23 protein-coding genes are annotated in these 25,512 nt (G+C 65.3%); 18 read left to right on the top strand and 5 right to left on the bottom strand.

From position 1 onward, the window contains the following. Positions 1 to 18: 18 nt before the first annotated feature. On the bottom strand, positions 19 to 432 hold the full coding sequence (locus HDG37_RS20995; RefSeq protein ID WP_090801864.1) for a glyoxalase/bleomycin resistance/extradiol dioxygenase family protein: 414 nt from the start codon (positions 430 to 432) through the stop codon (positions 19 to 21). A 104-nt stretch (positions 433 to 536) separates the two neighbouring features. Next, entirely contained in the window at positions 537 to 1,439 is a 903-nt protein-coding gene (gene speE, locus HDG37_RS20990) for a polyamine aminopropyltransferase (RefSeq protein ID WP_184050943.1), read from the bottom strand. A gap of 270 nt (positions 1,440 to 1,709) precedes the next feature. Here speE and tkt point away from each other — a divergent pair, with 270 nt between their 5' ends. Next, positions 1,710 to 3,731 carry a transketolase gene (tkt, locus tag HDG37_RS20985; RefSeq protein WP_184050941.1) on the top strand — a complete coding sequence of 674 codons (2,022 nt, stop codon included), beginning with the start codon at positions 1,710 to 1,712 and terminating at the stop codon, positions 3,729 to 3,731. Between the two features lie 112 nt (positions 3,732 to 3,843). Further along, positions 3,844 to 4,854, top strand: coding sequence for a type I glyceraldehyde-3-phosphate dehydrogenase (gene gap / locus HDG37_RS20980; RefSeq protein ID WP_008923882.1), 1,011 nt, complete (start codon positions 3,844 to 3,846; stop codon positions 4,852 to 4,854). Between the two features lie 71 nt (positions 4,855 to 4,925). Here gap and HDG37_RS20975 read toward each other — a convergent pair whose 3' ends face one another. After that, on the bottom strand, positions 4,926 to 5,612 hold the full coding sequence (locus HDG37_RS20975) for a FadR/GntR family transcriptional regulator (protein WP_090801859.1): 687 nt from the start codon (positions 5,610 to 5,612) through the stop codon (positions 4,926 to 4,928). A 236-nt stretch (positions 5,613 to 5,848) separates the two neighbouring features. On the opposite strand from HDG37_RS20975, the gene HDG37_RS20970 reads away from it, so the two are divergent. The 3 genes from HDG37_RS20970 (at position 5,849) to HDG37_RS20960 (ending at position 8,863) form a co-directional block, all read left to right on the top strand. Then, complete coding sequence (locus HDG37_RS20970) at positions 5,849 to 7,177, top strand: C4-dicarboxylate transporter DctA (RefSeq protein WP_184050939.1); 1,329 nt, start codon at positions 5,849 to 5,851, stop codon at positions 7,175 to 7,177. A 135-nt stretch (positions 7,178 to 7,312) separates the two neighbouring features. After that, positions 7,313 to 8,323, top strand: coding sequence for an allantoicase (alc, locus tag HDG37_RS20965; protein WP_184050937.1), 1,011 nt, complete (start codon positions 7,313 to 7,315; stop codon positions 8,321 to 8,323). Positions 8,324 to 8,350: 27 nt separating this feature from the next. After that, positions 8,351 to 8,863 (top strand): ureidoglycolate lyase, encoded by a 513-nt coding sequence (locus HDG37_RS20960; protein WP_184050936.1) that lies wholly within the window; start codon positions 8,351 to 8,353, stop codon positions 8,861 to 8,863. 101 nt (positions 8,864 to 8,964) lie between these two features. Here HDG37_RS20960 and fur read toward each other — a convergent pair whose 3' ends face one another. After that, positions 8,965 to 9,393: a ferric iron uptake transcriptional regulator gene (gene fur, locus HDG37_RS20955; RefSeq protein ID WP_013090534.1), complete on the bottom strand. Its 429-nt coding sequence runs from the start codon at positions 9,391 to 9,393 to the stop codon at positions 8,965 to 8,967. Positions 9,394 to 9,545: 152 nt separating this feature from the next. On the opposite strand from fur, the gene HDG37_RS20950 reads away from it, so the two are divergent. From HDG37_RS20950 to HDG37_RS20910, 9 genes are all read left to right on the top strand, one after another. Continuing rightward, on the top strand, positions 9,546 to 10,391 hold the full coding sequence (locus HDG37_RS20950; RefSeq protein WP_184051086.1) for an outer membrane protein assembly factor BamE: 846 nt from the start codon (positions 9,546 to 9,548) through the stop codon (positions 10,389 to 10,391). Positions 10,392 to 10,743: 352 nt separating this feature from the next. Next, the gene (gene dapB / locus HDG37_RS20945; protein WP_184050934.1) at positions 10,744 to 11,541 is read left to right on the top strand and encodes a 4-hydroxy-tetrahydrodipicolinate reductase; all 798 of its coding nucleotides are present in this window, start codon (positions 10,744 to 10,746) and stop codon (positions 11,539 to 11,541) included. Positions 11,542 to 11,619: 78 nt separating this feature from the next. After that, on the top strand, positions 11,620 to 12,339 hold the full coding sequence (locus HDG37_RS20940; protein WP_184050932.1) for a MotA/TolQ/ExbB proton channel family protein: 720 nt from the start codon (positions 11,620 to 11,622) through the stop codon (positions 12,337 to 12,339). A gap of 91 nt (positions 12,340 to 12,430) precedes the next feature. Next, positions 12,431 to 12,862, top strand: a complete 432-nt coding sequence (locus HDG37_RS20935; RefSeq protein ID WP_184050930.1) for a biopolymer transporter ExbD — start codon at positions 12,431 to 12,433, stop codon at positions 12,860 to 12,862. Between the two features lie 184 nt (positions 12,863 to 13,046). Next, on the top strand, positions 13,047 to 15,638 hold the full coding sequence (gene leuS / locus HDG37_RS20930) for a leucine--tRNA ligase (protein ID WP_184050928.1): 2,592 nt from the start codon (positions 13,047 to 13,049) through the stop codon (positions 15,636 to 15,638). Between the two features lie 89 nt (positions 15,639 to 15,727). Further along, positions 15,728 to 16,279 (top strand): LPS assembly lipoprotein LptE, encoded by a 552-nt coding sequence (gene lptE, locus HDG37_RS20925; RefSeq protein ID WP_184050926.1) that lies wholly within the window; start codon positions 15,728 to 15,730, stop codon positions 16,277 to 16,279. A gap of 54 nt (positions 16,280 to 16,333) precedes the next feature. Beyond that, positions 16,334 to 17,461, top strand: coding sequence for a DNA polymerase III subunit delta (holA, locus tag HDG37_RS20920; protein WP_184050924.1), 1,128 nt, complete (start codon positions 16,334 to 16,336; stop codon positions 17,459 to 17,461). A gap of 263 nt (positions 17,462 to 17,724) precedes the next feature. After that, positions 17,725 to 18,996, top strand: coding sequence for a glutamate-5-semialdehyde dehydrogenase (locus tag HDG37_RS20915; RefSeq protein WP_184050922.1), 1,272 nt, complete (start codon positions 17,725 to 17,727; stop codon positions 18,994 to 18,996). A gap of 49 nt (positions 18,997 to 19,045) precedes the next feature. Beyond that, positions 19,046 to 19,462 (top strand): CopD family protein, encoded by a 417-nt coding sequence (locus HDG37_RS20910; RefSeq protein ID WP_018421800.1) that lies wholly within the window; start codon positions 19,046 to 19,048, stop codon positions 19,460 to 19,462. A gap of 112 nt (positions 19,463 to 19,574) precedes the next feature. Here the strand turns inward: HDG37_RS20910 and HDG37_RS20905 are convergent, their stop codons facing one another. Continuing rightward, the gene (locus HDG37_RS20905; protein ID WP_184050920.1) at positions 19,575 to 20,420 is read right to left on the bottom strand and encodes a MurR/RpiR family transcriptional regulator; all 846 of its coding nucleotides are present in this window, start codon (positions 20,418 to 20,420) and stop codon (positions 19,575 to 19,577) included. Positions 20,421 to 20,718: 298 nt separating this feature from the next. Here HDG37_RS20905 and edd point away from each other — a divergent pair, with 298 nt between their 5' ends. The 4 genes from edd to HDG37_RS20885 all read left to right on the top strand — a co-directional run bounded on the left by edd (position 20,719) and on the right by HDG37_RS20885 (position 25,492). After that, positions 20,719 to 22,683 (top strand): phosphogluconate dehydratase, encoded by a 1,965-nt coding sequence (gene edd / locus HDG37_RS20900; protein WP_184050918.1) that lies wholly within the window; start codon positions 20,719 to 20,721, stop codon positions 22,681 to 22,683. A gap of 2 nt (positions 22,684 to 22,685) precedes the next feature. After that, entirely contained in the window at positions 22,686 to 23,327 is a 642-nt protein-coding gene (eda, locus tag HDG37_RS20895; protein ID WP_184050916.1) for a bifunctional 4-hydroxy-2-oxoglutarate aldolase/2-dehydro-3-deoxy-phosphogluconate aldolase, read from the top strand. A gap of 256 nt (positions 23,328 to 23,583) precedes the next feature. Then, positions 23,584 to 24,987: a gluconate:H+ symporter gene (locus HDG37_RS20890; protein ID WP_184050914.1), complete on the top strand. Its 1,404-nt coding sequence runs from the start codon at positions 23,584 to 23,586 to the stop codon at positions 24,985 to 24,987. A gap of 10 nt (positions 24,988 to 24,997) precedes the next feature. Beyond that, a complete protein-coding gene (locus tag HDG37_RS20885) occupies positions 24,998 to 25,492 on the top strand; it encodes a gluconokinase (RefSeq protein ID WP_090801834.1) in 495 nt (164 codons plus the stop codon). Positions 25,493 to 25,512 lie beyond the last annotated feature (20 nt).

Below are 25,512 nucleotides of genomic sequence, written 5' to 3'. Positions count from 1 at the left end.
GACGGGAGACTCTTGAATTCAGGACAGGTGGCGGGCGAGTGCCCAGCGATAGCCGTCGATATCCTCGACCTGCGCGAAGCGGTCGCCCCAGAACTGGTCCTGTGGCTCGCTCAGCGACTTCGCGCCGGCCGCGAGCGCGCGAGCATACACGGCGTCGACGTCCTCGACATAGACATAGAACGATTGCGGCGCGATCGTGCCCGCGCTTTTCGGCGTCTTCGCGGTCGAGCCGAACGCGCCTTCAGGCGCGAACATCACGATCAGCTGGCCTTGATAGGTCATCTCGACGTGCATGACGACGCCGTCGTCCTGCACGCTGTCGCGCACGTCGAAACCGAACGCCGCCGAGAAGAATGCCGTCGACGCGCGCGCGTCGCGCACCGTCAGATAGGGGGTGAGCCAGGGCACACCGGCGGGGTGGGGGGCGGTCATGGAGTTCTCCGGATCTCGTGAGGCGGCGAGGCCACGGTTGCGGGTTTCGGTCGGGCGCGGCACGCCGGCATCACACGAACCGATTCGCGCAAGGTGTCCGCGCTTCAAAAGGACGACTTCGTCAACGGGCTCAGTTTATCGCGCGCCGATCGCGCCGCCGAGAATAGCCCCGCGTGCAGGGCTGGTTCGTAATGACGCAGCGCATCGATGCCGCGCGCGGCGAGACGCTCGGTGAGCGTGTCGGCGGTGAGCGCGGCGGGGTCGAGCGTGTCGCTGGCGATCGCCATCAGCCATAGCGAGCCGTAGAGCGGCACGAAGGTGCCCAGCGTGCGCACTTGTGCGAACGCGGCGTGCAGATCGCCGAGCAGCGCGGCGATGCGCGGCGCGTGGTGGTACGGCGAGCCGAGATGGAGCGACAGCAACGCATCGGCGCGCAGCACGCGCTTCAACTGCGCGTAGAAGGTCGGCGTGTACAGGCCGGCCGCGGGCGAATCGGGTGGCGTCAGGTCGAATACGACGAGGTCGAACTGCGCGGCCGCGACGTTCGTTGCACCCTGCGTCGCGCGGGCCGCCGCCGCGACGTAGTCCGCCGCATCGCCGATCACCAGCTCGACGCGCGGATCGTCGAACGCACCGCCATGCACCTGCGGCAAATGTCCGCGCGTGAGCCGCACGACCTCGGGATCGAGCTCAGCGACGACGATCCGCTCGATGCCCGGATGCCTGAGCAATTGCCTCGCGGCCCCGCCATCGCCGCCGCCGAGCACCAGCGCCGCGCGCGGCGCCGGATGCGCGAGCGCGGCCGGATGCACCATGCATTCGTGGTAGATGAACTCGTCGCCTGCGGACGTCATCGGACGGCCGTCGAGCGTGAACAGCGCGCCGAGCTGCGGCGTGTCCCAGATCTCGATCGTCTGATAACGGGATTCGACACGCTCGACGAGGCGCGCGTGAGGAAAGCCGTAGACGGCGTCGGGACAAGGCTGGAACAATAGCGGGGCGTTCACGGCGGACGGGCTCGATCGGTAGTGCGGGCACACAGCTGCTCGAATTGTAAATGCCGCCGCCTGGCGGTGTGCGTTGAACCTCGCGGCCAGGCGGCTTTCCGGCCGGGTAGGGGGTTAGCCTTCTGCTAGAATGTGACGCTTTCAGCCTTGTCCGCTTGCTCTGCCCGTTTCGCGTCTCCTGGCGCCGCATCGTGCGCCGTAGCGAAGTGACCGCCGAGCTTCCGGGCCTCAAGCGCGCCCCCGCTTTCTGACTCTGTCTCCGGACTCGACATGACGACCCCGTCTCCCGCACCCACCTCCCTGATGGCCAACGCGATCCGCGCGTTGGCCATGGACGCCGTTCAAAAGGCGAACTCCGGTCACCCCGGCATGCCGATGGGCATGGCCGAAATCGGCGTCGCCCTGTGGTCGCGTCATCTGCGCCATAACCCGAAGAACCCGCAATGGGCCGATCGCGACCGCTTCGTGCTGTCGAACGGTCACGGCTCGATGCTGCTGTACTCGCTGCTGCATCTGACCGGCTACGACCTGCCGATGGACGAGCTGAAGAACTTCCGCCAGCTCCATTCGAAGACGCCGGGTCACCCGGAATACGGCATCACGCCGGGCGTCGAGACGACCACCGGCCCGCTCGGCCAGGGTCTCGCGAACGCGGTCGGCATGGCGCTCGCCGAATCGCTGCTCGCCACCGAATTCAACAAGCCCGACGCCAGCATCGTCGATCACCACACGTACGTGTTCGTCGGCGACGGCTGCCTGATGGAAGGCATCTCGCACGAAGCCTGCTCGCTCGCGGGCGTGCTGAAGCTGAACAAGCTGATCGCGTTCTACGACGACAACGGCATTTCGATCGACGGCGAAGTGGTCCACTGGTTCCACGACGACACGCCGAAGCGCTTCGAAGCATACGGCTGGAACGTGATCCCGAACGTGGTCGGCCATGACGTCGACGCGGTCGACGCGGCGATCAGGCAGGCGAAGCTGTCGGACAAGCCGACGCTGATCTGCTGCAAGACCGTGATCGGTGAAGGCGCGCCGACCAAGGCGGGCTCGCACGATTCGCACGGCGCGCCGCTCGGCGACAAGGAAATCGCGGCGACGCGCGAAGCGATCGGCTGGAACTGGGAGCCGTTCGTGATTCCGCAGGAAGTCTACACGGCATGGGACGCGAAGGAAGCGGGCGCGCGCTTCGAAGCGGAATGGAACGAGGCGTTCGCTGCCTACGCGGCGAAGTACCCGCAGGAAGCGGCCGAATTCAAGCGCCGCAGCGCGAAGCAACTGCCGGCCGACTGGAAAGATAAGGCGAAAGCGATCGTCGCCGGCGCGAACGAGCGCGCTGAGACCGTGGCGACGCGTAAGGCATCGCAGCAGGCCATCGAAGGTCTGTCGGCCGTGTTGCCCGAACTGCTCGGCGGTTCCGCCGACCTGACCGGCTCGAACCTCACCAACTGGAAGGCCGCCAAGCCGGTGCGCGTGAATGCCGAAGGCCGTGCCGCCGGCAACTACGTGAATTACGGCGTGCGCGAATTCGGCATGAGCGCGGCGATCAACGGCGTCGCGCTGCACGGCGGCTACAAGGCGTTCGGCGGCACGTTCCTGACGTTCTCCGACTACAGCCGCAACGCGCTGCGCGTCGCCGCGCTGATGAAGTCACCGTCGATCTTCGTGTTCACGCACGACTCGATCGGTCTCGGCGAAGACGGCCCGACCCACCAGTCGATCGAACACGTCGCGAGCCTGCGCCTGATCCCGAATCTGCAAACGTGGCGCCCGGCCGACACGGTCGAAACCGCGGTGGCCTGGACCCATGCGATCGAGCATGAAGGTCCGTCGTGCCTGATCTTCAGTCGCCAGAACGTGCAGTTCAACGAGCGCACCGACGCGCAGATCGCCAACATCGAGAAGGGCGGCTACGTGCTGCGCGACTGGGATGAAGAGATCGTCGCGCGTAAGATCATCCTGATCGCGACGGGCTCGGAAGTCGAACTCGCGATGAAAGCCGTCGAGCCGCTCGCGCGCGAAGGCATCGCCGCCCGCGTCGTGTCGATTCCGTCGACGACCGTGTTCGACAGGCAGGACGCCGAGTACCGCGAACGCGTGCTGCCGCATGGCGTGCGTCGCGTCGCGATCGAAGCGGGCGTGTCGGATTTCTGGCGCAAGTACGTGGGTCTGGAAGGCGGCGTGGTCGGCATCGACACGTTCGGCGAATCGGCCCCGGCAGGCGTGCTGTTCAAGCATTTCGGTTTCACCGTCGAGCACGTGGTGGCGACGGTCAAGGCCGCGCTCGGCTGATGGCTGCGTCGCGTTGCCGTCGTGCCCCTCGTGGCTGCGCGCGGCAACGCACCGAACCAGATGTCCGAGCAGCCGAACATACACGGATTTTTTAGCCATCAGGAGATAAATCATGACGATTCGCGTCGCAATCAACGGCTACGGCCGGATCGGCCGCAATACCCTGCGCGCCTTCTATGAAAACGGCAAGAAGCACGATATCGAAATCGTTGCCATCAACGATCTGGGCGATGCGAAGACCAACGCCCACCTGACGCAGTACGACACCGCGCACGGCAAGTTCCCGGGCGACGTGTCGGTGGACGGCGACTACCTCGTCGTGAACGGCGACAAGATCCGCGTGCTGGCGAACCGCAACCCGGCCGAACTGCCGTGGGGCGAGCTGGGCGTCGACGTTGTGATGGAGTGCACGGGCTTTTTCACGACCAAGGAAAAGGCGAGCGCGCACATCAAGGGCGGCGCGAAGAAGGTCATCATCTCGGCGCCGGGCGGTAAGGACGTCGACGCGACGATTGTCTACGGCGTGAACCACAACGTGCTGAAGGCGTCGGACACGGTCATCTCGAACGCATCGTGCACGACCAATTGCCTCGCGCCGCTGGTCAAGCCGCTGAACGACAAGATCGGCCTCGTGAACGGCCTGATGACGACGATCCACGCGTACACGAACGACCAGGTTCTGACCGACGTGTACCACGAAGACCTGCGCCGCGCGCGTTCGGCCACGCATAGCCAGATCCCGACCAAGACCGGCGCGGCATCGGCGGTCGGCCTCGTGCTGCCGGAACTGAACGGCAAGCTGGACGGCTACGCAATCCGCGTCCCGACGATCAACGTATCGGTCGTCGACCTGTCGTTCATCGCCGCGCGCGACACGACGGTCGAGGAAGTCAACGCGATCATGAAGGAAGCATCGGAAGGCGCGCTGAAGGGCGTCCTCGGTTACAACGACGCACCGCTCGTGTCGATCGACTACAACCACAACCCGGCTTCGTCGACGTTCGACTCGACGCTGACCAAGGTGTCGGGCCGTCTCGTGAAGGTGTCGAGCTGGTACGACAACGAGTGGGGCTTCTCGAACCGCATGCTGGACACGGCTGTGGCGCTCGCGAACGCGAAGTAAGTTTCGGGTTTCACGCTGCATGAAAAAGCCGCTCTTCGGAGCGGTTTTTTTTCGTCTGCGATTTTTGCCGTCTACGGCGTGGGGAAATAGACGCCGGCGCGCTGCGCGGCGTTCGCGATGTGCGTCTCGATCGCCTTGCCCGCGGCGAGCGAATCGCGGGCCTTCAACGCGTCGAGAATCGCGCGATGTTCGGTGTACGTGGACAGCACCCGCTCGCGCCGGTAGAACGGCATGCGCTGGCTTTCCTGCATGATCTCGGCGCTGCTGCGCAGGATCGACTCGATCGCCGCATTGCCCGCGATGCTGACGATGCGCATATGGAACGCGTAGTCGAGCCGAGCTGCTTCGTCGAGTTCCTCGCAGGCGAGCGCGCTTTGCATCGCGGTGATGTTTTCCTCGAGCCACGCGAGGTCGTCGTTGGTGACCGCGAGCACCGCCATGCGCGCGACGAAGCCTTCGAGCGCGTAGCGCATCTGATACGTGTCGGGCAGCGACGACTGCTCGGCGAAGCGCCACGCCTGCGCGTTTTTCGCCTGCGCGCTTTCCACGTAGACGCCCTTGCCGGGGCGGATCACCAGCAGACCAAGCGCTTCCAGCGTGGAAAGCGCTTCGCGCAGTGACGCGCGGCTGATCGACAGTTCATCGGATAGCTGGCGCTGCGCCGGCAGCAGACTGCCCACCGGATAGACGCCCCCCTCGATACGCTCGCGGATGGTCGCGATGGCCGCGTCGGTGACGGTGTGCGGGACGTTTTTCATGAGGGATGGCTCGGTAGCGTGGTCTGACCGCAATTCTAATACTTGCGCGTGAGAAGGCGCGCCGCGCGCCGTCTGAAATCCCGAATCCGACCCGAAATCGCCGAAAAAACAACGGGTAAACACTGCTCGATGAGTCCTTGACGCGGGTATATCGGCTTCCTACTATTCGCCATAACAGCACTGGTCGGACCAGTCTGAACAGAAGTGACCGAGATAACCATCCGCAGGAGGAAGCCGTGTTGAAATTCTTCAATTCGCTATTTGGCCGGGTCGTGATAGCGCTCGTGGTCGGCATCGTGCTCGGTGCCGTTTTTCCGCATTTCGCGCAGTCCTTGCGGCCGCTTGGCGACGGCTTTCTGAAGCTGATCAAGATGGTGATCGGGCCGATCGTGTTCTGCGTGGTGGTGAGCGGCATGGCGCACGCGGGCGATCTGCGCAAGGTCGGCCGGGTCGGCTTGAAGTCGGTGATCTACTTCGAGGCGATGACGACGATCGCGCTCGTGATCGGCGCGGTGCTCGCTTACGCGACGCGTCCTGGTGCAGGTATGAACGTGAATCTGAACTCGCTCGATGCGGCGTCGCTCGCGACCTATACCGAGCACGCGAAGAGCCTGAAGGACACTGCGGGCTTCCTGCTGAAGATCATCCCCGACACGGCGATCAGCGCGTTCGCGACCGGCGACATTCTGCAGATCCTCGTGTTCTCGGTACTGTTCGGCTCGGCGCTGTCGCTGCTCGGCAAGCGCGCGCAGCGCGTGAGCGGGTTGATCGATGAGCTGTCGCAGGTGTTCTTCCGCGTGATGGGCTTCATCATCAAGCTCGCGCCGCTCGGCGTGCTCGGCGCGATCGCGTTCACGACCGGCACCTACGGCGTCGAGTCGCTGAAGCAGCTCGGCATGCTCGTGCTGGTGTTCTACGCGAGCTGCGTGGTGTTCGTCGTGCTCGTGCTCGGCGCGGTGATGCGGCTCGCCGGCTTCAGCATCTTCAAGCTGATCCGCTATCTGCGCGAAGAACTGTCGATCGTGCTCGGCACCGCGTCGTCCGACGCCGTGCTGCCGCAGATCATGCGCAAGCTCGAATGGATGGGCGTCAAGGATTCGACGGTCGGTCTAGTGATTCCGACCGGCTACTCGTTCAACCTCGACGGCTTCTCGATCTATCTGACGCTCGCCGTGCTGTTCATCGCGCAGGCGACCAACACGCCGCTGTCTATTCATGACCTGATCGTCGTCGTGCTGGTGTCGCTGGTGACGTCGAAGGGCGCGCACGGCATTCCGGGCTCGGCGATCGTGATTCTCGCGGCGACGCTCTCCGCGATTCCCGCGATTCCTGTGCTCGGTCTCGTGCTGATTCTGCCGGTCGACTGGTTTGTCGGCATCGCCCGGGCGCTCACCAACCTGATCGGCAACTGCGTCGCGACGGTGGTGGTCGCCGTGTGGGAAAACGATATCGACAGGGCGCGCGCGCATCGCGTGCTGAATCGCGACGCGGCGCTGCGCTACGTGCCCGTCGTCGACGACACGTTCGTCGAACCCGGTGCGGCCGAACCCGCGCCGGCGGTCTGACGGCTGCGCGGGGATCTGGTCTGACCAGACGAACCGGCATCGCTTCCTGGATAGCTCCTCGACCTTTTTTCGCAAAGCCGGCGGTTGCCGTGGCGCCGCCGGCTGTTTCCGACCTCTTCGACACCGACCGACATCATGGCCAACCCGATCCTCGACCCGAACGCTCCCGCCTTCGCACGCCGCTACATGAACCTCGCCGATCCGCGCCTCGGCGCGAAGGCGCTGTTCGCCAGCGACGAATTCTTCGCGCCGAAAGAGCGCATGCTCGACCCGCAGCCGGCGGTGTTCATCCCCGGCAAATACGACGACCACGGCAAGTGGATGGACGGCTGGGAGACGCGTCGCAAGCGCACGACCGGCCACGACCATTGCGTGATCCGGCTCGCGCGGCCGGGCGTCGTGCATGGGGTCGATCTCGATACGAGCCACTTCACCGGCAATTTCCCGCCGGCGGCGTCGATCGATGCCTGTCATAGCGACGCTGACGTGCCACCCGAGCACGCCGACTGGCAGCCGCTCGTGCCGGCGACAACGCTACAGGGCAACCAGCATCACTACGTCGAGGTGAAAGACGCGCGCCCGGTCACCCATCTGCGCGTGAATCTGTATCCGGACGGCGGGCTCGCGCGACTGCGCGTGTATGGCCAGCCGCAGCGCGACTGGAGCCGCGTCGAGCGCGGCACGCTGCTCGATCTCGCCGCGATCGAAAACGGCGCGTACCTCGTCGCCGCGAACAACCAGCATTTCGGGCCGGCCTCGCAGATGCTGATGCCGGGCCGTGGCGTGAACATGGGCGACGGCTGGGAAACGCGGCGGCGTCGCGAGCCGGGCAACGACTGGGCGATCGTCGCGCTCGCGCGGCCCGGCGTGATCCGCAAGATCGAAGTGGACACCGCGCACTTCAAGGGCAACTTCCCGGATCGCTGCTCGCTGCAGGCGGCATCGGTGACGGGCGGCACAGACGATTCCCTCGTCACGCAGGCGATGTTCTGGCCGGTGCTGCTCGGCGAACAGAAACTGCAGATGGATCACGTGCACGCGTTCGCGGACGACCTCGCCGCGCTCGGGCCGGTCACGCATGTGCGCTTCAACATCTTCCCGGACGGCGGCGTGTCGCGTCTGCGTCTGTGGGGCGAGATCGCTTAACGAAAGCAACATCATGGAGCGGCACGCATGAAGATCCTGCAGATGGAACGCCTGACGCGCGCGGCCTTCGCGCCGTTCGGCGACGTGATCGAACTCGACGGCGCGCGTCGTTTTCCGATCAACGGCGGTACCACCGAGCGCTATCACGACCTCGCGCGCGTCGACGTGGTGGAGCAGGGCGGCCGGCCGCTCGTCAGTCTGTTTCGCGCGCAGCCGCGCGCGCTGCCCGTCGAGATCACGATGATGGAGCGGCATCCGCTCGGCAGCCAGGCTTTCATTCCCTTACGCGCGGGCCGATATCTGATGGTGGTCGCGCCGGCCGGCGAGTTCGACGCCGCGCGCATGCGCGCGTTCTGGACCGATGCGTGGCAGGGCGTCAATTACGCGAAAGGGGTCTGGCACCATCCGCTGCTCGCGCTGGATCAGGTCAGCGACTTCATCGTCGTCGATCGCGGCGGCGACGCGCCGAATTGCGACGAATTGCAGTTGGCCGAGCCGCGGCGCCTCGCCTTCGAGCCGAGCGTGGAGCTGGTCGGATAGCGGCGATTGCCGCCGCCTGAATAGAAAAGACCCGGCCGATGCCCATCGGCCGGGTCTTTTTTCTGACTTGCCGGTCGCGTTCGCAGGCGACCCGCGACGCATCAGTGCTTACGATGCGGACAATTTTCCTTCGTGCACGCCCCATACAGCGCCAGCGCGTGTTCCTGCAGCTTGAAGCCGCGTGCCTTGGCGATTGACTGCTGACGGCTTTCGATTTCGGGGTCGAAAAATTCCTCGACCAGCCCGCAATCGAGGCACACGAGGTGGTCGTGGTGCGACCCCTCGTTCAGTTCGAACACCGCCTTGCCCGATTCGAAATTGCTGCGCGAGAGCAGGCCGGCCTGCTCGAATTGCGTCAGCACACGATACACGGTGGCGAGACCGATATCGAGCTCCTCGTGCAAGAGGTTGCGGTACACGTCTTCGGCGGTCAGGTGACGCACCGGGCTATGCTGGAAAATCTCAAGGATTTTGAGGCGCGGAAGGGTCGCCTTGAGCCCGATATTCTTGAGATCGGTTGGATTGGTCATGACAAGGGATCCCTAGAGTACAATGCTGGGCTCTCATAGTAATGTGTTTTGGCGTTCTGGTCATTTTCGATGGAATGAGCGCGGCCCGCAAGCGGGCCCGCACGGTGAGTGAAATGATTTCTAAATCTCAATTGATCTACCGGGGGAGCCGCATGCGGGGTACCTTGATCGCTGTTGCGACTGTCGCGGTTCTTGCCGGATGTTCCACGTACGACAGCCTGACCCAGCGCGTTGCCCAACGCATTACGCCGTATCGGATTACGGTTGTGCAAGGTAACTTCGTGTCACAGGAAATGGCCGATCAGATGAAGGTCGGCATGACGCGCGCGCAGGTGCGTCAGTTGCTCGGCACGCCGCTGCTGACCGACATGTTCCACGCGAATCGCTGGGATTACGTGTTCTATTTCAAGCGCGGCTCGACGTCGATCGTGCAGCAGCGTGACTTCGTCGTGTACTTCTCCGGCGACCTCGTGACCCACTGGACGGGCGGCGAGGATCTGCCGACCAATCTCGAATTGCTGGCCGAGATCGACGGCGACCGCCGTGGCCGCAGCCCGAACGCGACGCCGCCGCGCGCGGCGAGCGCGGCCGAGGCCGCCAACGCCGTGGCCGCCAGCGACGCAGTCGCCGCGAAAGCTGCCGCTGCGGCACCGGCGACGGTGGATACGACGCGCTCGCCGTCGGTCGAGGGCGCCCAGCAGGCCGCCACGCCGTCGATGGACGCCAACGCCGAAGCCGCCCAGGCCGCCAATCGCGCGACGAATGCGGTGTCGACGTCGAACGGCGCGCCGTCCGTGCGGTCGGCCGTGCCGAGAGCGGGCGCCGGCGGGATCCCGACGCAAGGCCCGACGTCCGGCGGTCAGCCGCAGTTCCAGTTCAAGCGTCCGCCGCCGCCCGCTCAGGAGAACGAGAGCAACCCGGTCGGCCCGACGGGCTCGCAAAGCAGCGGCAGCCCGACGCTGAACACTTCGCCGGCGACGCCGGGAACGAGCAACTGATTTGCTCGTCGGTGTTGTGAGGCGGGCTGCGCGCCACATGTGCGGCGCCCGCCAGATGTGTTTGTCCGGCACCAGGCGAGGTCGGAAAAGCGCCGCTTGGGCCGCATGAATGTGTTGCCGCGGTTGCCGCGGCAGTGGGTCGCCGCAGCGGGCCGTATCGGTCAGTCACCTGAGCGAGCCGTCCCGGTTGGCCGCCCCCATTGGCTCCAGCAGCGAGCCGGGTGACTTTGCTCCCTGCCGCCGCGTCTCCCTATATCGACCGGGCGCATTCCCCGGCACACTGGTCCGGGCATTCGCCGGGCCGCGTTTGCCGGGCTCCATACCGGTTGACTCTTTTCGAATCCTCATCGTCATGAAAATTGCCATTGCAGGCGCATCGGGCCGGATGGGCCGCATGCTCATCGAAACCGTTCTCAACGATGCCGACGCGACGCTGTCCGGCGCGCTCTGCCGCACGGGCGCTGCGCAGCTTGGCCAGGACGCCGGCGCGTTCCTCGGCAAAGAGACCGGCGTGCTGCTGTCCGACGACATCGAGCGTGTGTTCGCCGAATCCGACTACCTGATCGACTTCACGCGTCCCGACGCGACGCTCGCGCATCTCGAAGCCGCGCAGCGCCACGACGTGAAAATGGTGATCGGCACGACCGGCTTCGACAACGCGCAAAAAGCGCAGTTGCGCGCGGCGGCGCAGAAGATCGGCGTCGTGTTCGCGTCGAACATGAGCGTCGGCGTGAACGTTACGCTGAAGCTGCTCGAATACGCGGCGCGGCACTTCTCGACCGGCTACGACATCGAGATCATCGAGGCGCATCATCGTCACAAGGTCGACGCGCCGTCCGGCACCGCGCTGACGATGGGCGAAGTGATCGCCAGCGCGCTCGGCCGCAATCTCGACGACTGCGCGATCTACGGCCGCGAAGGCGTGACCGGCGAGCGCGATCCGTCGACGATCGGCTTCTCGGCGATTCGCGGCGGCGATATCGTGGGCGATCATACGGTGCTGTTCGCGGGCATCGGCGAGCGCATCGAGATCACGCACAAATCGGCAAGCCGCCTGTCATATGCACAAGGCGCGCTTCGTGCTGTACGCTTCCTCGAAGGCCACGACAACGGCTTCTTCGACATGCAGGACGTGCTCGGCCTGCGTTGAGCGAAGCCCGTTGCGCAGAGGCGGAGTAGCGCATCCCGAGCGCGCCCTCCCGAAGTCACTTTCCCAAGGCGAGGTCAGATGGCAGGCAGCAGCGGCATCATCCATTACCTGCAAACGAGCGACGCAATCACGCATGGCGTCGCCTATGTGCTGCTGGCCATGTCGATTGCGAGCTGGTGTTTTCTGATCGTCAAGAGCTGGATTCTGACGCGCGCGAAACGCCAGGCCAACCGGGCGATCGCGCGCTTCTGGCAGGCGCCGACGCTCGCCGAAGGCGTCGCCATCCTGCGCCGCACTGATCGTGAGCGCGTGTTCGCGCCGCTCGCCGAAGCGGCGCTGAATGCGGCCGAGGTCGACATTCCGGGCGCGCTGCTCGCGCGCGTCGAGCGCAGCGAACGGGTGCTGCGCGCGCTGCGCCAGGCGCTCAATGCGTCGCAGCGGCGGCTCGAGTTCGGTCAGGTGCTGCTTGCGTCGGTTGGCAGCACCGCGCCGTTCGTCGGTCTGCTCGGCACCGTATGGGGTATCTATCACGCGCTCGGCAGCATCGCGGCGAGCGGGCAGGCGCAGATCGAGAACGTCGCGGGACCGGTGGGCGAGGCGCTGATCATGACCGCGTTCGGTCTGGTGGTGGCGATTCCGGCGGTGCTCGCGTACAACGTGCTGGGCCGCCTCGTGCGGCAATTGTCCGAGGAGTTGGACGGCTTCGCGCACGATCTGCATGCGTACGTGTGCTCCCCAACCGAGCACACGCCGACGCCTCCGCGCGCGCAGCAGGCGGCGCGCGAGGCGCACCGCTGACTTGTCACGCGCGGCGGGCTCGGCACATCGCGACCTTCCTCGCACGACACACCGCCCATCGCACGGGCAAGCTCAGACGCAAGGAGGCGACATGGCATTCGGCGGACTCGAGAAGAAGCAGACGGCCGCGCCGATGGCCGAGATCAACATGACGCCGCTGATCGACGTGATGCTGGTGCTGCTGGTGATTTTCATCATCACCGCGCCGCTGTTCTCGCACGCGATCCGGCTCGATCTGCCGAAGGTCGCGGCGGCGCCCGCGCGCCAGACCCCGCAAACCATCTCCCTTTCGATCGACGGCGCCGGCAAGCTCTACTGGAACGGCAAGCCGATCACGCTCGCGCAGATGCGCGCGCAGTTCGCCGAAGCCGGCAAGCAGGCGGACCAGCCGGACCTCCAGTTGCGCGCGGAGCGCTCGACGCGCTACGAAGTGATCGCGCAGGTGATGGGCGCCGCGCAGCAGGCGGGGCTCGAGCGGATCGGCTTCGTGACGGACCCGCCGCCGCCCGCCGCGCAGCACTGAGCGCCACCGGGTGCGCACCGCGTTCACGAATCCGGCATACCCAGTCCCGCGCCACGCCGCGCGGCGCACCCGTCCGCGAACGGTATAATCAGCCCTTTCCCCGGCGAAGGGGAAACGACGCAACGACATTCTGCAGAGCACCGGGCCGGTGCGAAAGCACCGAACCTGGCGATCCCATCACACCATGCACGAAAAATACGTTCCCTCCGACGTCGAAGCCGCCGCGCAAGGGCAATGGCGCGCCATCGACGCCTACAAGACGACGGAAACCACCGACAAGCCCAAGTTCTACTGCGTCTCGATGCTGCCGTATCCGTCGGGCAAGCTGCACATGGGGCACGTGCGCAACTACACGATCAACGACGTGATGTACCGCTATCTGCGGATGAACGGCTACAACGTGCTGATGCCGATGGGTTGGGACGCCTTCGGCATGCCGGCGGAGAACGCCGCGATGGCCAACAACGTGCCGCCCGCGCAATGGACCTACGACAACATCGCTTACATGAAGAAGCAGATGCAGTCGATGGGCCTCGCGATCGACTGGTCGCGCGAAGTCGCGACCTGCAGCCCTGACTACTACAAGTGGAACCAGTGGCTGTTCCTGAAGATGCTCGAAAAGGGCATCGCGTACAAGAAAACCGGCACCGTGAACTGGGACCCGGTCGACCAGACCGTGCTCGCGAACGAGCAGGTGATCGACGGGCGCGGCTGGCGCTCGGGCGCGCTCGTCGAAAAGCGCGAAATCCCGATGTACTACATGCGCATCACGCAGTACGCGGATGAACTGCTGAACGATCTCGAAGGCCTCGGCTGGCCCGAGCGCGTGAAGATCATGCAGCAGAACTGGATCGGCAAGAGCTTCGGCGTGAACTTCGGCTTCCCGTATGAAATCGACGGCGAACAGAAGCTGCTGCGCGTGTTCACGACGCGCGCCGACACGATCATGGGCGTCACGTTCTGCGCGATCGCCGCCGAGCATCCACTCGCCACGCGTCTCGCGCTAGACAAGCCGGAACTGCAGCCGTTCATCGACGAATGCAAGCGCGGCGGCGTCGCCGAAGCCGACGTCGCGACGATGGAAAAGAAAGGCATGGCCACCGGCTTCTATGTCACGCATCCGCTGACGCAGGCGAAGGTCGAGGTGTGGATCGGCAACTACGTGCTGATGACTTACGGCGAAGGCGCGGTGATGGGCGTGCCGGCGCACGACGAGCGCGACTTCGCGTTCGTGAAGAAATACGGTCTGCCGGTAAAGCAGGTCGTCGCGGTCGAGGGCAAGGAATTCTCGACCGAAGCGTGGGCGGAGTGGTACGGCGAGAAGACCGGCACGCTGGTGAACAGCGGCAAGTACGACGGCCTCGCCTACGACGAAGCCGTAGACCGCATCGCCGCCGATCTCAAGGAACTGGGCCTCGGCGGCAAGCAGATCACGTGGCGTCTGCGTGACTGGGGCGTGTCGCGCCAGCGTTACTGGGGCACGCCGATCCCGATCATCCACTGCCCGAAGTGCGGCGACGTGCCGGTGCCGGAAAAAGACCTGCCGGTCGTGCTGCCGGAAGACCTCGTGCCGGACGGCACGGGCAATCCGCTCGCGAAGTCCGAAGCGTTCCTGAACTGCACGTGCCCGAGCTGTGGCGGCGCGGCAAAGCGTGAAACCGACACGATGGACACCTTCGTCGATTCGTCGTGGTACTTCTACCGCTACGCGTCGCCGGATGCGAAGACGATGGTCGACGAGCGCACCGACTACTGGGCGCCGATGGATCAATACATCGGCGGTATCGAACACGCGATCCTGCACCTGCTGTACTCGCGTTTCTGGGCGAAGGTGATGCGCGACCTCGGTCTCGTGAAGTTCGGCGAACCGGCGAAGAACCTGCTCACGCAGGGCATGGTGCTCAACGAAACCTATTACCGCGAAAACGAAGCGGGCAAGAAGACCTGGTACAACCCGGCGGAAGTGACCGTGTCGTTCGACGACAAGGGCCGCCCGGTCGGCGCGGTGCTCAACGCTGACGGCCAGCCGGTCGTGCTCGGCGGCGTCGAGAAGATGTCGAAGTCGAAGAACAACGGCGTCGATCCGCAGACGCTGATCGATCAGCACGGCGCGGACACCGCGCGTCTGTTCGTGATGTTCGCGGCGCCGCCCGAGCAGCAGCTCGAGTGGTCGGGTTCGGGCGTCGAAGGCGCGAGCCGCTTCCTGCGTCGCGTGTGGAACTTCGGCTATACGAACGAAGCCGCGCTGCGCGCGGGTGGCCAGTTGGACGCCGCACGATTCAACGACACCGACAAGGCGCTGCGTCGTGAGATCTATAGCGTGCTGAAGCAGGCCGATTTCGACTATCAGCGTCTTCAGTACAACACGGTGGTATCGGCCGCGATGAAGATGCTCAACGCGCTCGACGGCGCGAAGGGCGCGCAGAGCGCCGTGCTGCGTGAAACCTACGGTGTGATGCTGCGCGTGCTGTACCCGGTCGTGCCGCACCTGACGTTCCAGCTGTGGCAGGAGCTCGGCTATGCCGACGAATTCGGCCCACTGCTCGACGCGCCGTGGCCGAAGGTCGACGAGAAGGCGCTCGAACAGGCCGAGATCGAACTCGTGCTGCAGGTGAACGGTAAGGTGCGCGGCGCGATCACGGTCGCGAAGGACGCGTCGCGCGAAGCGATCGAGCAGCTCTCGGCCGAGCACGCAATGGTCGTGAAGTTCAGCGAAGGCAAGGCGCCTAAGAAGATCATCGTGGTGCCGGGCCGTCTCGTGAACGTGGTCGTTTGACGTTTCCACACCCTCATCCGGCAGACGGAGCGCCGCCCGCCAGGCGGCGTTCCTCGGCACCGCGAATCCACTGCGAACCGGGAGCGAATGTGACTCGCAGATCGTTTTTGACGCTCGCTTGCAGCGTAATGATGTTGTCGGCCTGCGGCTTCAAGTTGCGCGGCCAGCAGGACTTCGCGTTCAAGCGCCTCTATGTGGCGGGCGGCTCGCCCGCGGCCATGGCGCGCTTCACGCGCATCGTGCAGGGCGGCAGCGACACCGTGGTGGTCAGCTCGCCCGCCAATGCCGATGCGCTGCTGCAAATCACGCAGAACCGCAACGTCAGCACGCTGACGCTGAATTCGCTGGGCGTCGTCGCCGAGTATCAGCTGAATCTGCAGATGACCTACACGCTGACCGGCAAGGACGGCACCGTGTTGATTCCGGGCAGCGTGATCGCGCTGAACCGCGCGATGACCTATAGCGACCAGTTCTCGCAGGCGAAGGCCGCCGAGTCCGACATCCTGTTCGCCGACATGGAAAACGACGCGGTCGATCAGCTCGTCCGCCGTCTCGGCGTGGTGCGCTCGCTGCATCCGACGCCGGCCGAGGCCGTGCCGGCCATCGTGCCGCGCGCACCGCTGCCGCCGCCGCCGCTGTGAGCATCGCGCCGTTCGTGATTCGTCGAATCTCATCCATCCCGTCAACCGCCAGCCATGCAACTGCGACCTGACGCGCTCGAAGCGCATCTCGCCCGCGGCCTCGCCGGACTGTACGTCGTATACGGCGACGAGCATCTGCTCGCGCAGGAAGCATGCGATCGCATCCGCGCGGCGGCGCGCGCGGCCGGCTTCACCGAGCGCTCGGTGTTCACGGTCGAGCGCGGTTTCGACTGGAGCTCGCTGCTCGGCGCGAGCCAGTCGATGTCGCTGTTCGGCGACCGTCAGCTGGTCGAGTTGCGCATTCCGTCGGGCAAACCCGGTAAGGAAGGCGCCGATGCGCTGAAGGCGCTCGCATCCACCGTCAACGACGACGTGCTGACGATGATTACGCTGCCGCGCCTCGATGCGGCCACGCAAAAGTCGGCATGGTTCACCGCGCTCGCCGACGCCGGCGTCGCGCTGAAGATCGATCCGGTCGAGCGCGCGCAGCTGCCGAACTGGGTCGGGCAGCGGCTTGCGGCCCAGGGTCAGCGCGTCGCAGCCGGCGAGGAGGGGCGGCGTGCGCTCGCGTTCATCGCCGAGCGCGTCGAGGGCAATCTGCTCGCCGCGCATCAGGAAATCCAGAAGCTCGGGCTGCTGTATCCGAACGGCTCGCTGAGCTTCGATCAGGTTCAGGACGCGGTGCTCAACGTCGCGCGCTACGACGTGTTCAAGCTCAACGAGGCGATGCTCGCGGGCGACGTCGGCCGTCTCGCGCGCATGCTCGACGGGCTGCGCGGTGAAGGCGAGGCCGCGGTGCTCGTGCTGTGGGCGCTCGTCGAAGAAGTGCGCACGCTGCTGCGGATCAAGCGCGGCGTCGCGGCCGGCAAGCCGCTCGCGATGCTCACGCGCGAGAACCGCGTGTGGGGTCCGCGCGAACGGCTGATCGGACCTGCGCTGTCGCGCGTCAGCGAAGCGGCGCTCGAGAAGGCACTCGCGCTGGCGGCGCGGCTCGACCGGCACGTGAAGGGGCTGTCGGGCGGCACGCCGGGTAATCATCGCAACGATCCGCCGCCCGATCCGTGGGACGGCCTGTTCGAACTCGCGATGACGGTGGCGGCGCCAAAACCGTCGGCAGCTTCGCCAGTGCCGCCGCCGCGACCTCGGGTGCCAACGGCGGCGCCAGCGCGGCGGCCAGTCTGAAGCGGCACGGCTGATTCGCGCGAGCGTCGAAGCAGTGGTGGACGCGAGCAATCGTGTACCAACTGCCAGTCGTTCCACACATACAGACCAGCGTGTTTCGCGTGCCACGCGCCGAACGAAACGCATCGGCGAACCCGTGACAGCACAGTGCACCGCCGCCCGCGTGCGAGCAAAGCCCCGGTACCCGACTTACAATCGTTTGATCTTTCGCTAATCCTGCCCGACCACCGCATGCCAACGTGCGGGGCATCACGAGAATGACCATGGATATCGACCAGTACATGACCGACCTCGGCCAACGCGCCCGTCAGGCTTCGCGCGCGATGGCGCGGGCGTCGACCGCCGCGAAGAATGCGGCGCTTGCGGCCGTTGCCGAGGCGATCGAGCGCGATGCCGATCTGCTGAAGGCCGCCAACGCGCGCGACCTCGAACGCGCCCGCGGCAAGGGCCACGATGCCGCGTTCATCGACCGGTTGACGCTGTCCGACAAGGCGCTGAAAACGATGGTCGAAGGCCTGCGCCAGGTCGCGGCGCTGGCCGACCCGATCGGCGAGATCAGCAATCTGAAGTACCGACCGAGCGGCATCCAGGTCGGCCAGATGCGTGTGCCGCTCGGGGTGATCGGCATCATCTACGAATCGCGCCCGAACGTGACGATCGACGCGGCCGCGCTGTGCCTGAAGTCCGGCAACGCGACCATTTTGCGCGGCGGCTCGGAAGCGCTCGAATGCAATACCGCGCTCGCGAAGCTGATCGGCGAGGGCCTCGAAGCGGCCGGTCTGCCGCAGGACGCGGTGCAGGTGGTCGCGACGTCGGACCGCGCGGCGGTCGGCAAGCTCATCACGATGACCGAGTACGTCGATGTGATCGTGCCGCGCGGCGGCAAGAGCCTGATCGAGCGTTTGATGAACGAAGCGCGCGTGCCGATGATCAAGCACCTCGACGGCATCTGCCACGTCTATGTCGACGATCGCGCGGACCTGCCGAAGGCGCTCAACGTCTGCGACAACGCGAAGACGCACCGCTACGGCACCTGCAACACGATGGAGACGCTGCTGGTCGCGCGCGGCATCGCCGCTGAGGTGCTGCCGCCGCTGGGCAAGCTGTATCGCGGCAAGGACGTCGAACTGCGCGTCGATGCGGCGGCGCGCGCGGTGCTGGCCGATGCGGGCGTCGGTCCGCTCGTCGATGCGAGCGAGGAAGACTGGCGCACCGAATATCTCGCGCCGGTGCTCGCGATCAAGGTGGTCGACGGCATCGACGCGGCGATCGAGCACATCAACACGTATAGCTCGCAGCACACCGACGCGATCGTCACCGAAGACCACGACCGCGCGATGCGCTTCCTGCGCGAAGTCGATTCGGCGAGCGTGATGGTCAACGCGTCGACGCGTTTCGCGGACGGCTTCGAGTTCGGCCTCGGCGCCGAGATCGGCATTTCGAACGACAAACTGCACGCGCGCGGCCCGGTCGGACTCGAAGGGCTGACGTCGCTGAAATACGTCGTGCTGGGTCACGGCGAAGGCCGTCAATAAAGCACGAATCGAAGCGCCACAACAACAAGGACCACAAGGACCCCCGCCGATGCTTTGGGTAAAGACGTTTCACATCGTATTGATTGCCTCCTGGTTTGCCGGCCTGTTCTATCTGCCGCGCATCTTCGTCAATCTGGCGATGGAAACGGAACCCGCCGCGACGGCGCGTCTTCTGCTGATGGCGCGCAAGCTGTTCCGCTTCATGAGCTTCATCGCCGTGCCCGCGATCGCGTGCGGCCTGTGGTTGTGGCTCGTGATCGGCATCGGCAGCGGGCAGGGTTGGATTCACGCGAAGGTCGGCGTGGTCGTGCTCCTCGTCATCTATCACGCGTATTGCGGCGTGCTGTTGCGCAGGTTCGAGCGCGGCGAGAATCGCCGCTCGGACAAGTGGTATCGGATGTTCAACGAGCTGCCGGTGCTCGGTATGCTCGCCGCGGTCGCGCTAGTAGTGATCAAGCCGTTCTGAGCGGCTGACGGCGTTAAGCAGGGCGCTGGAAAAGATCAAAGGGCGGTATGCCGGTTGAATGGCACACCGCCCTTTTGCGTTATCCCGTCGTTCCGCATTCCATCGCAGCGGTTCACCCCTGCGAATCCACCCGGCGCCGGTGGATCACTTCCTTCGTTTGCGCGAGCTTCTCCAGCAGTTCGGGCCCGCGGCTCAGCGCGACGCCGACCGCCAGAATGTCGCCGATCGCCAGATGTGACACGCGCGAGGTCATCGGGGAAAAGATGTCGGTGTCTTCGTCGACGTTCGCAAAGAGGCCCACGGTTGCGAGCCGCGCGAGCGGCGAATTGCCGTGCGTGATCCCGATCACCTTCGCGCCCGCGTGCAGCGCGGCCTTCGCGGCATCGATGATGTCGCGCGTGCGGCCCGTATTGGAAATCGCGACGACCACGTCCCCAGGTCCGAGCAGCGCGGCCGACATCAGAAACGTATGCGGGTCCGAATACGCGACGCTCGGCATGCCGAGCCGAAAGAACTTGTGCTGCACGTCGAGCGCGGCGATGCCTGAGCCGCCCGCCCCGTAGAACTCGATGCGCTTCGCTTGCGCGAGCATGTCGATCGCCGCGGCGACGCTATCCGACGACAGATTGTTGCGCACCTGAATCAGCGCGCCGATCGTCCGGTCGAGCACCTTCGCGGCGACGCCCGGCGTCGGCTCGTCGGGCCGCACGTCGCGATAGACGGCGGGCACTTCGCTGGCGATGCCCTGCGCGAGACGGATCTTGAATTCGCGAAAGCCGGAGAAACCGAGCGCGTGGCAGAAGCGCGCGATCGTCGGCTGACTCACGCCCGCGCGCGCGGCGACCTCGGTCATCGACAGATCGAGCACCTCGCGCGGCGCCTCGATCACGTAATCGGCCAGCTTGCGCTCGGACGGGCGCAGCTGGTCGCGCATCTCTTCCACCTGGGACAGCATCATCGGAAAACTCGCACTATGCTGAAGAACGTGTGGACTATATCCGATTGGTCGTTGGCGCACAAAAGGTAGGTACAAAAACTACATATCGGCGAGTAAGTGTATTCCCTGGGTTTCTGCTGTAAAGCGGTAAGGCGCCGCCAGCATGGTGATCTGGCGATCCGCGCCATGCGGCGCCGCAACAGAGTTCGTCATTGCGATCGTGTAGTTTTTCTACTAAGATGACGTCGTTCGATATCACAACCCCGCGATACCGCCAGGTGTCATGCGTGCGCCTGCCGCCAGCGACGAAGGAGCTCCGATGGTTTCCCCGCATTCGCAATTGTTGAAGATCACGCAACGCGTGATCGAGCGCAGCAAGCCCACGCGCGCAGCGTATCTGGCCCGCATCGAGCATGCGCAGGGGCGCTTTCCGGCGCGCGGCGCGTTGTCGTGCGCGAACCTCGCTCACGGTTTCGCCGGCCTCGAGGGCAACGACAAGCTCGTGATCAAGCAGATTCGCGAGCCGAATATCGGCATCGTGTCGTCGTACAACGAGATGCTGTCGGCGCACGCGCCGTACAAAAACTACCCGGACATCATCAAGCAGGCCGCGCGCGAAAACGGCGGCGTCGCGCAATTCGCGGGCGGCGTGCCGGCGATGTGCGACGGCGTCACGCAGGGCAACGCGGGCATGGAGCTGTCGCTGTTCTCGCGCGAAGTGATCGCGATGAGCACGGCCGTCGCGCTCACCCACAACATGTTCGACGCGGCGCTGTGCCTCGGCATCTGCGACAAGATCGTGCCGGGCCTGCTGATCGGCGCGCTGCAGTTCGGCCATTTGCCGACCATCTTCGTGCCGGCCGGCCCGATGGCAAGCGGCTTGTCGAACGACGACAAAGCCAGGACGCGTCAGCAGTTCGCGACCGGCCAGTGCGGCCGCGACGCGCTGCTCGAAGCGGAAGCGGCCGCCTATCACAGCCACGGCACCTGCACGTTCTACGGCACCGCGAACAGTAACCAGATGCTGATGGAAGTGATGGGCCTGCATCTGCCGGGCTCGGCCTTCGTGCATCCGCACACGCCGCTGCGCGACGCGCTGACCGCGCAGGCCGCGCGCCGCGTGCTCGATCTGACGGTCGAGCGCGGCCACTACATGCCGATCGGCCATGTGGTCGACGAGAAGGCGATCGTCAACGGCATCGTCGCGCTGCTGGCGACCGGCGGCTCGACCAATCACACGCTGCACCTCGTCGCAATCGCGCGCGCGGCCGGCATCGTGATCGACTGGGACGACTTCGACACGCTGTCGCAGGCGGTACCGCTGCTTGCGAAGATCTATCCGAACGGCAAGGCCGACGTGAACCATTTCCACGCGGCGGGCGGCGTCGCGTTCCTCGTGCGCAATCTGCTCGAAGGCGGTCTGCTGCATGAAGACGTGAACACGGTCGCGGGCAAGGGCCTGAAGCGCTACACCGAGGAGCCGAAGCTGCTCGACGGCAAGCTGCAATGGGTGGCAGGTGTCGAGGCGAGCGCGGACACAGCGGTGCTGCGCGGCATCAAGGAGCCGTTCCAGCCGGACGGCGGCCTGCGTCTGATGCAGGGCAAGCTCGGCCGCGGCGTAATCAAGATTTCGGCGGTCGCGGCGCAGCATCGCAAGGTGAAGGCGCCGGCAATCGTGTTCGATTCGCAGGAAGCGGTGCAGGAAGCATTCGACAAGGGCGAGCTCAAGCGCGACTTCATCGCGGTGGTGCGCTTCCAAGGCGCACGCGCCAACGGCATGCCCGAGTTGCATCGTTTGACCCCGCTGCTCGGTGTGCTGCAGGATCAGGGCTTCCATGTCGCGCTGGTGACCGATGGCCGTATGTCGGGCGCGTCGGGCAAGGTGCCGGCGGTCATCCATCTGTCGCCGGAAGCGTTGCTGCAAGGCCCGATCGGCAAAGTGCGCACGGGCGACATGCTGGTGATCGACGCCGAAGCGGGCGTGCTCGACATCGAAATAGACGCAGCGGAGTGGGCCGCGCGTCCGAACGCCGAGCCGCTGCATCAGGCGGACAACGAAGTCGGCTTCGGCCGCGAGCTGTTCGGCGTGTTCCGTGCGGCGGCGGCGCCGGCGGAGCAGGGCGCGTCGGTGTTCGGCAAGCTGGTCGGCGAGGGCGGCACGGTCGACGGCAAGCACGGCCACGGCAGCCATCACAAGCACGGCCACGACGGTGACCATCAACCCAGCGACCATCACACGAGCACCGCGCAAGCCGGCGCGGCGCTGCAGAAACAAGGAGTCTGACTATGACGTCGAAAACAGTAAGCGATATCGTGCGCCTCGGCCCGGTGATTCCGGTGCTCGCGTTCGACACGGTCGAACAGGGCGAACACGTGTCGCGCGCGTTGCACGCGGGCGGCGTGAAGGTGCTCGAAATCACGCTGCGCACGCCGGCGGGCCTCGGCGCGATCGAGCGTGCGTGCGAACTCGCGGACGACATCGTGGTTGGTGTCGGCACGATCACGAAGCCCGAGCATTGCGCCCAGGCGAAGAGGGCGGGCGCGCAGTTCGGCGTGTCGCCGGGTCTGACCAAGGACATGCACAAGGCCGCGCAGGATGTGGGTCTGCCGCTGTTGCCCGGCGTGATGACGCCGTCGGACATCATCCTCGCGCTCGAGCTCGGCTACGAGATCGTCAAGTTCTTCCCCGCACAGCAGGCGGGCGGCGTGCCGATGCTGCAGGCGTTCCACGGCCCGTTCCCGGCGCTGAAGTTCTGCCCGACCGGCGGCATCACGCCGGAAAGCGCGCCGCACTTCCTGTCGCTGCCGAACGTGGTTTGTGTCGGCGGTTCGTGGCTCACGCCGAAGGCCGCGCTCGCCGCGCAGAACTGGGACGAGATCACGCGCCTCGCGCGCGCCGCGAGCCAACTGGCGGCACCCGCGCACTAAGCCCCACAACCCAATAGCGCATCGGTCAACTGAACCGGGCCCAGGAGTCTCGTCGATACAGCCGCATCAGGCTGTCGCGCCGAGACTCTTTTTTTACTTGATATGCGTGCTGCATTTGCGCGCGCTTTCTGGAAACAAACAGTAGAATTCAGCGTCCGCGCGGCTAGCCGGGTTTTCAGGCATCGCGCAGGTTGCCGTGAGACGAAGTGGCGGCCGCATCCGCACTCTGAAATCAATAAACCAAAGGAGGGGCTTCATGGAATCTGCCCACGGCAGCTTGCTGCTGGTCTACGCATTGATCGCGATCGCGCTGCTGATCTTGATGATCACGCGCTTCAAGGTCTATCCGTTTCTCGTTCTGATCATCGTGTCGTTGCTGCTGGGCCTCGTGGCCGGCATGCCGATGCAGACCATCGTCAAATCGTTCGAAACGGGGAACGGCAACACGCTCGGGCACATTGCCATCGTCGTCGGTCTCGGTACGATGCTCGGCAAGATGATGGCCGAATCGGGCGGCGCCGAGCGTGTCGCGACCACGCTGATCAACTGGTTCGGTGAGAAGCACATTCACTGGGCGATGATGGTGGTCGCGATCATCGTCGGCTTGCCGGTGTTCTTCGAAGTCGGCTTCGTGCTGCTGATTCCGATCGCGTTCAACGTCGCCAAGCGCACCAACAAATCGCTGCTGCTGGTCGGCCTGCCGATGGTCGCGGGTCTGTCCGTCGTGCACGGGCTGATTCCGCCGCACCCGGCCGCACTGCTCGCCGTGCAGGCATATCACGCGGACATCGGCAAGACGATCGCCTACGGTCTGATCGTCGGCGTGCCGTGCGCGATCGTCGCCGGTCCGCTGTTCGCGTTGCTGGTGAGCCGTCATGTCCAGTTACCGAAGGAAAATCCGCTTGCCGCGCAATTTCTGGGCAGCGACGTGAAGGACGCCAACGGCGTGCAAAGTGGTAACGCCGCGAAGGCCGCTGCACCGAAGCGCGAACTGCCGGGCTTCGGCATCACGCTGGTCACGATCCTGTTGCCGGTGGTCCTGATGCTGGTCGGCAGCTGGGCCGACCTGGTTTTCGAGCCGAAGACGCTGCCGAACGATCTGCTGCGCTTTTTCGGCAACACCGACGTCGCGCTGCTGACGGCCGTGCTGGTCAGCTTCTGGACCTTCGGCGCGAGCCGCGGCTTTAACCGCGAGCAGATTCAGAAGTTCTGCGGAGAATGTCTGGCGCCGATCGCGGGTATTACACTGATCGTCGGTGCGGGCGGCGGTTTTGGCCGCGTACTGATGGATAGCGGCATTTCGAAGGAAATCACCAGCGTGGCGACCGCGGTGCATCTGTCGCCGCTGCTGTTCGGCTGGCTCGTCGCGGCGATGATGCGTCTCGCGACCGGCTCGGCCACCGTCGCGATGACGACCGCCTGCGGCATCGTCGCGCCGATCGCGGCGGCGGGCGCGGTGCAGGTGAAGCCGGAACTGATGGTGCTCGCGACCGGCTCGGGCTCGCTGATCTTCTCGCACGTGAACGACGGCGGCTTCTGGCTGATCAAGGAATATTTCGGCATGACGGTGGTGCAGACCTTCAAGACGTGGTCGCTCCTCGAAACCATCATTTCGGTGATGGGGCTGGGCCTGACCTTCGCACTCGCGGCGGTCCTGTAAGGAGTTTCAAATGATTCTGATCGCAATGGGCGTGTCGGGCGCCGGCAAGACGAGGATTGGCGAAATGCTGGCCGAGCGCCTGCATTGCGCGTTCACCGACGGCGACGCGTTCCATAGCGCGGCGAACAAGGAGAAGATGCACCACGGCATTCCGCTCACCGACGAAGACCGCTGGCCGTGGCTGAAGACGATCCGCGCGGCGATCGAGGAAAAGCAGAAAGCGGGCGAGACGGCGGTGTTCACGTGTTCGTCGCTGAAGCGCTCGTATCGCGACATTCTGCGTGCCGGCGACAAGGACGTGTGCTTCGTCTACCTGAAGGGTTCGCGCGAGGTGCTCGCGGAGCGTCTCGGGGATCGCACCGGGCATTTCTTCGATCCGTCGCTGCTGCAAAGCCAGCTCGATACGCTCGAGGAGCCCGGTGACGACGAAGCGATCACGGTCAGCATCGATCTGACGCCGGAACAGATCGTCGACGAGGTGCTCAGGCAGGTCGAAGCGCGCTGAGTCGTTGATTGCTTCGCGTT

It is taken from the genome of Paraburkholderia sp. MM5384-R2 (genome assembly GCF_014201025.1).
GTDB lineage: Bacteria > Pseudomonadota > Gammaproteobacteria > Burkholderiales > Burkholderiaceae > Paraburkholderia > Paraburkholderia tuberum.
Note: the sequence above shows the minus strand (reverse complement) of the source record. Positions and strands in the feature narration are given on the sequence as shown.

What these genes read in the sequence shown, in the direction of transcription:
- HDG37_RS20995 (WP_090801864.1), bottom strand. Translation starts at nt 432, where the DNA reads ATGACCGCCCCCCACCCCGCCGGTGTGCCCTGGCTCACCCCCTATCTG.
- tkt (WP_184050941.1), top strand. Translation starts at nt 1,710, where the DNA reads ATGACGACCCCGTCTCCCGCACCCACCTCCCTGATGGCCAACGCGATC.
- gap (WP_008923882.1), top strand. Translation starts at nt 3,844, where the DNA reads ATGACGATTCGCGTCGCAATCAACGGCTACGGCCGGATCGGCCGCAAT.
- HDG37_RS20975 (WP_090801859.1), bottom strand. Translation starts at nt 5,612, where the DNA reads ATGAAAAACGTCCCGCACACCGTCACCGACGCGGCCATCGCGACCATC.
- alc (WP_184050937.1), top strand. Translation starts at nt 7,313, where the DNA reads ATGGCCAACCCGATCCTCGACCCGAACGCTCCCGCCTTCGCACGCCGC.
- HDG37_RS20960 (WP_184050936.1), top strand. Translation starts at nt 8,351, where the DNA reads ATGAAGATCCTGCAGATGGAACGCCTGACGCGCGCGGCCTTCGCGCCG.
- fur (WP_013090534.1), bottom strand. Translation starts at nt 9,393, where the DNA reads ATGACCAATCCAACCGATCTCAAGAATATCGGGCTCAAGGCGACCCTT.
- HDG37_RS20950 (WP_184051086.1), top strand. Translation starts at nt 9,546, where the DNA reads ATGCGGGGTACCTTGATCGCTGTTGCGACTGTCGCGGTTCTTGCCGGA.
- dapB (WP_184050934.1), top strand. Translation starts at nt 10,744, where the DNA reads ATGAAAATTGCCATTGCAGGCGCATCGGGCCGGATGGGCCGCATGCTC.
- HDG37_RS20940 (WP_184050932.1), top strand. Translation starts at nt 11,620, where the DNA reads ATGGCAGGCAGCAGCGGCATCATCCATTACCTGCAAACGAGCGACGCA.
- HDG37_RS20935 (WP_184050930.1), top strand. Translation starts at nt 12,431, where the DNA reads ATGGCATTCGGCGGACTCGAGAAGAAGCAGACGGCCGCGCCGATGGCC.
- leuS (WP_184050928.1), top strand. Translation starts at nt 13,047, where the DNA reads ATGCACGAAAAATACGTTCCCTCCGACGTCGAAGCCGCCGCGCAAGGG.
- holA (WP_184050924.1), top strand. Translation starts at nt 16,334, where the DNA reads ATGCAACTGCGACCTGACGCGCTCGAAGCGCATCTCGCCCGCGGCCTC.
- HDG37_RS20915 (WP_184050922.1), top strand. Translation starts at nt 17,725, where the DNA reads ATGGATATCGACCAGTACATGACCGACCTCGGCCAACGCGCCCGTCAG.
- HDG37_RS20910 (WP_018421800.1), top strand. Translation starts at nt 19,046, where the DNA reads ATGCTTTGGGTAAAGACGTTTCACATCGTATTGATTGCCTCCTGGTTT.
- HDG37_RS20905 (WP_184050920.1), bottom strand. Translation starts at nt 20,420, where the DNA reads ATGATGCTGTCCCAGGTGGAAGAGATGCGCGACCAGCTGCGCCCGTCC.
- edd (WP_184050918.1), top strand. Translation starts at nt 20,719, where the DNA reads ATGGTTTCCCCGCATTCGCAATTGTTGAAGATCACGCAACGCGTGATC.
- eda (WP_184050916.1), top strand. Translation starts at nt 22,686, where the DNA reads ATGACGTCGAAAACAGTAAGCGATATCGTGCGCCTCGGCCCGGTGATT.
- HDG37_RS20890 (WP_184050914.1), top strand. Translation starts at nt 23,584, where the DNA reads ATGGAATCTGCCCACGGCAGCTTGCTGCTGGTCTACGCATTGATCGCG.
- HDG37_RS20885 (WP_090801834.1), top strand. Translation starts at nt 24,998, where the DNA reads ATGATTCTGATCGCAATGGGCGTGTCGGGCGCCGGCAAGACGAGGATT.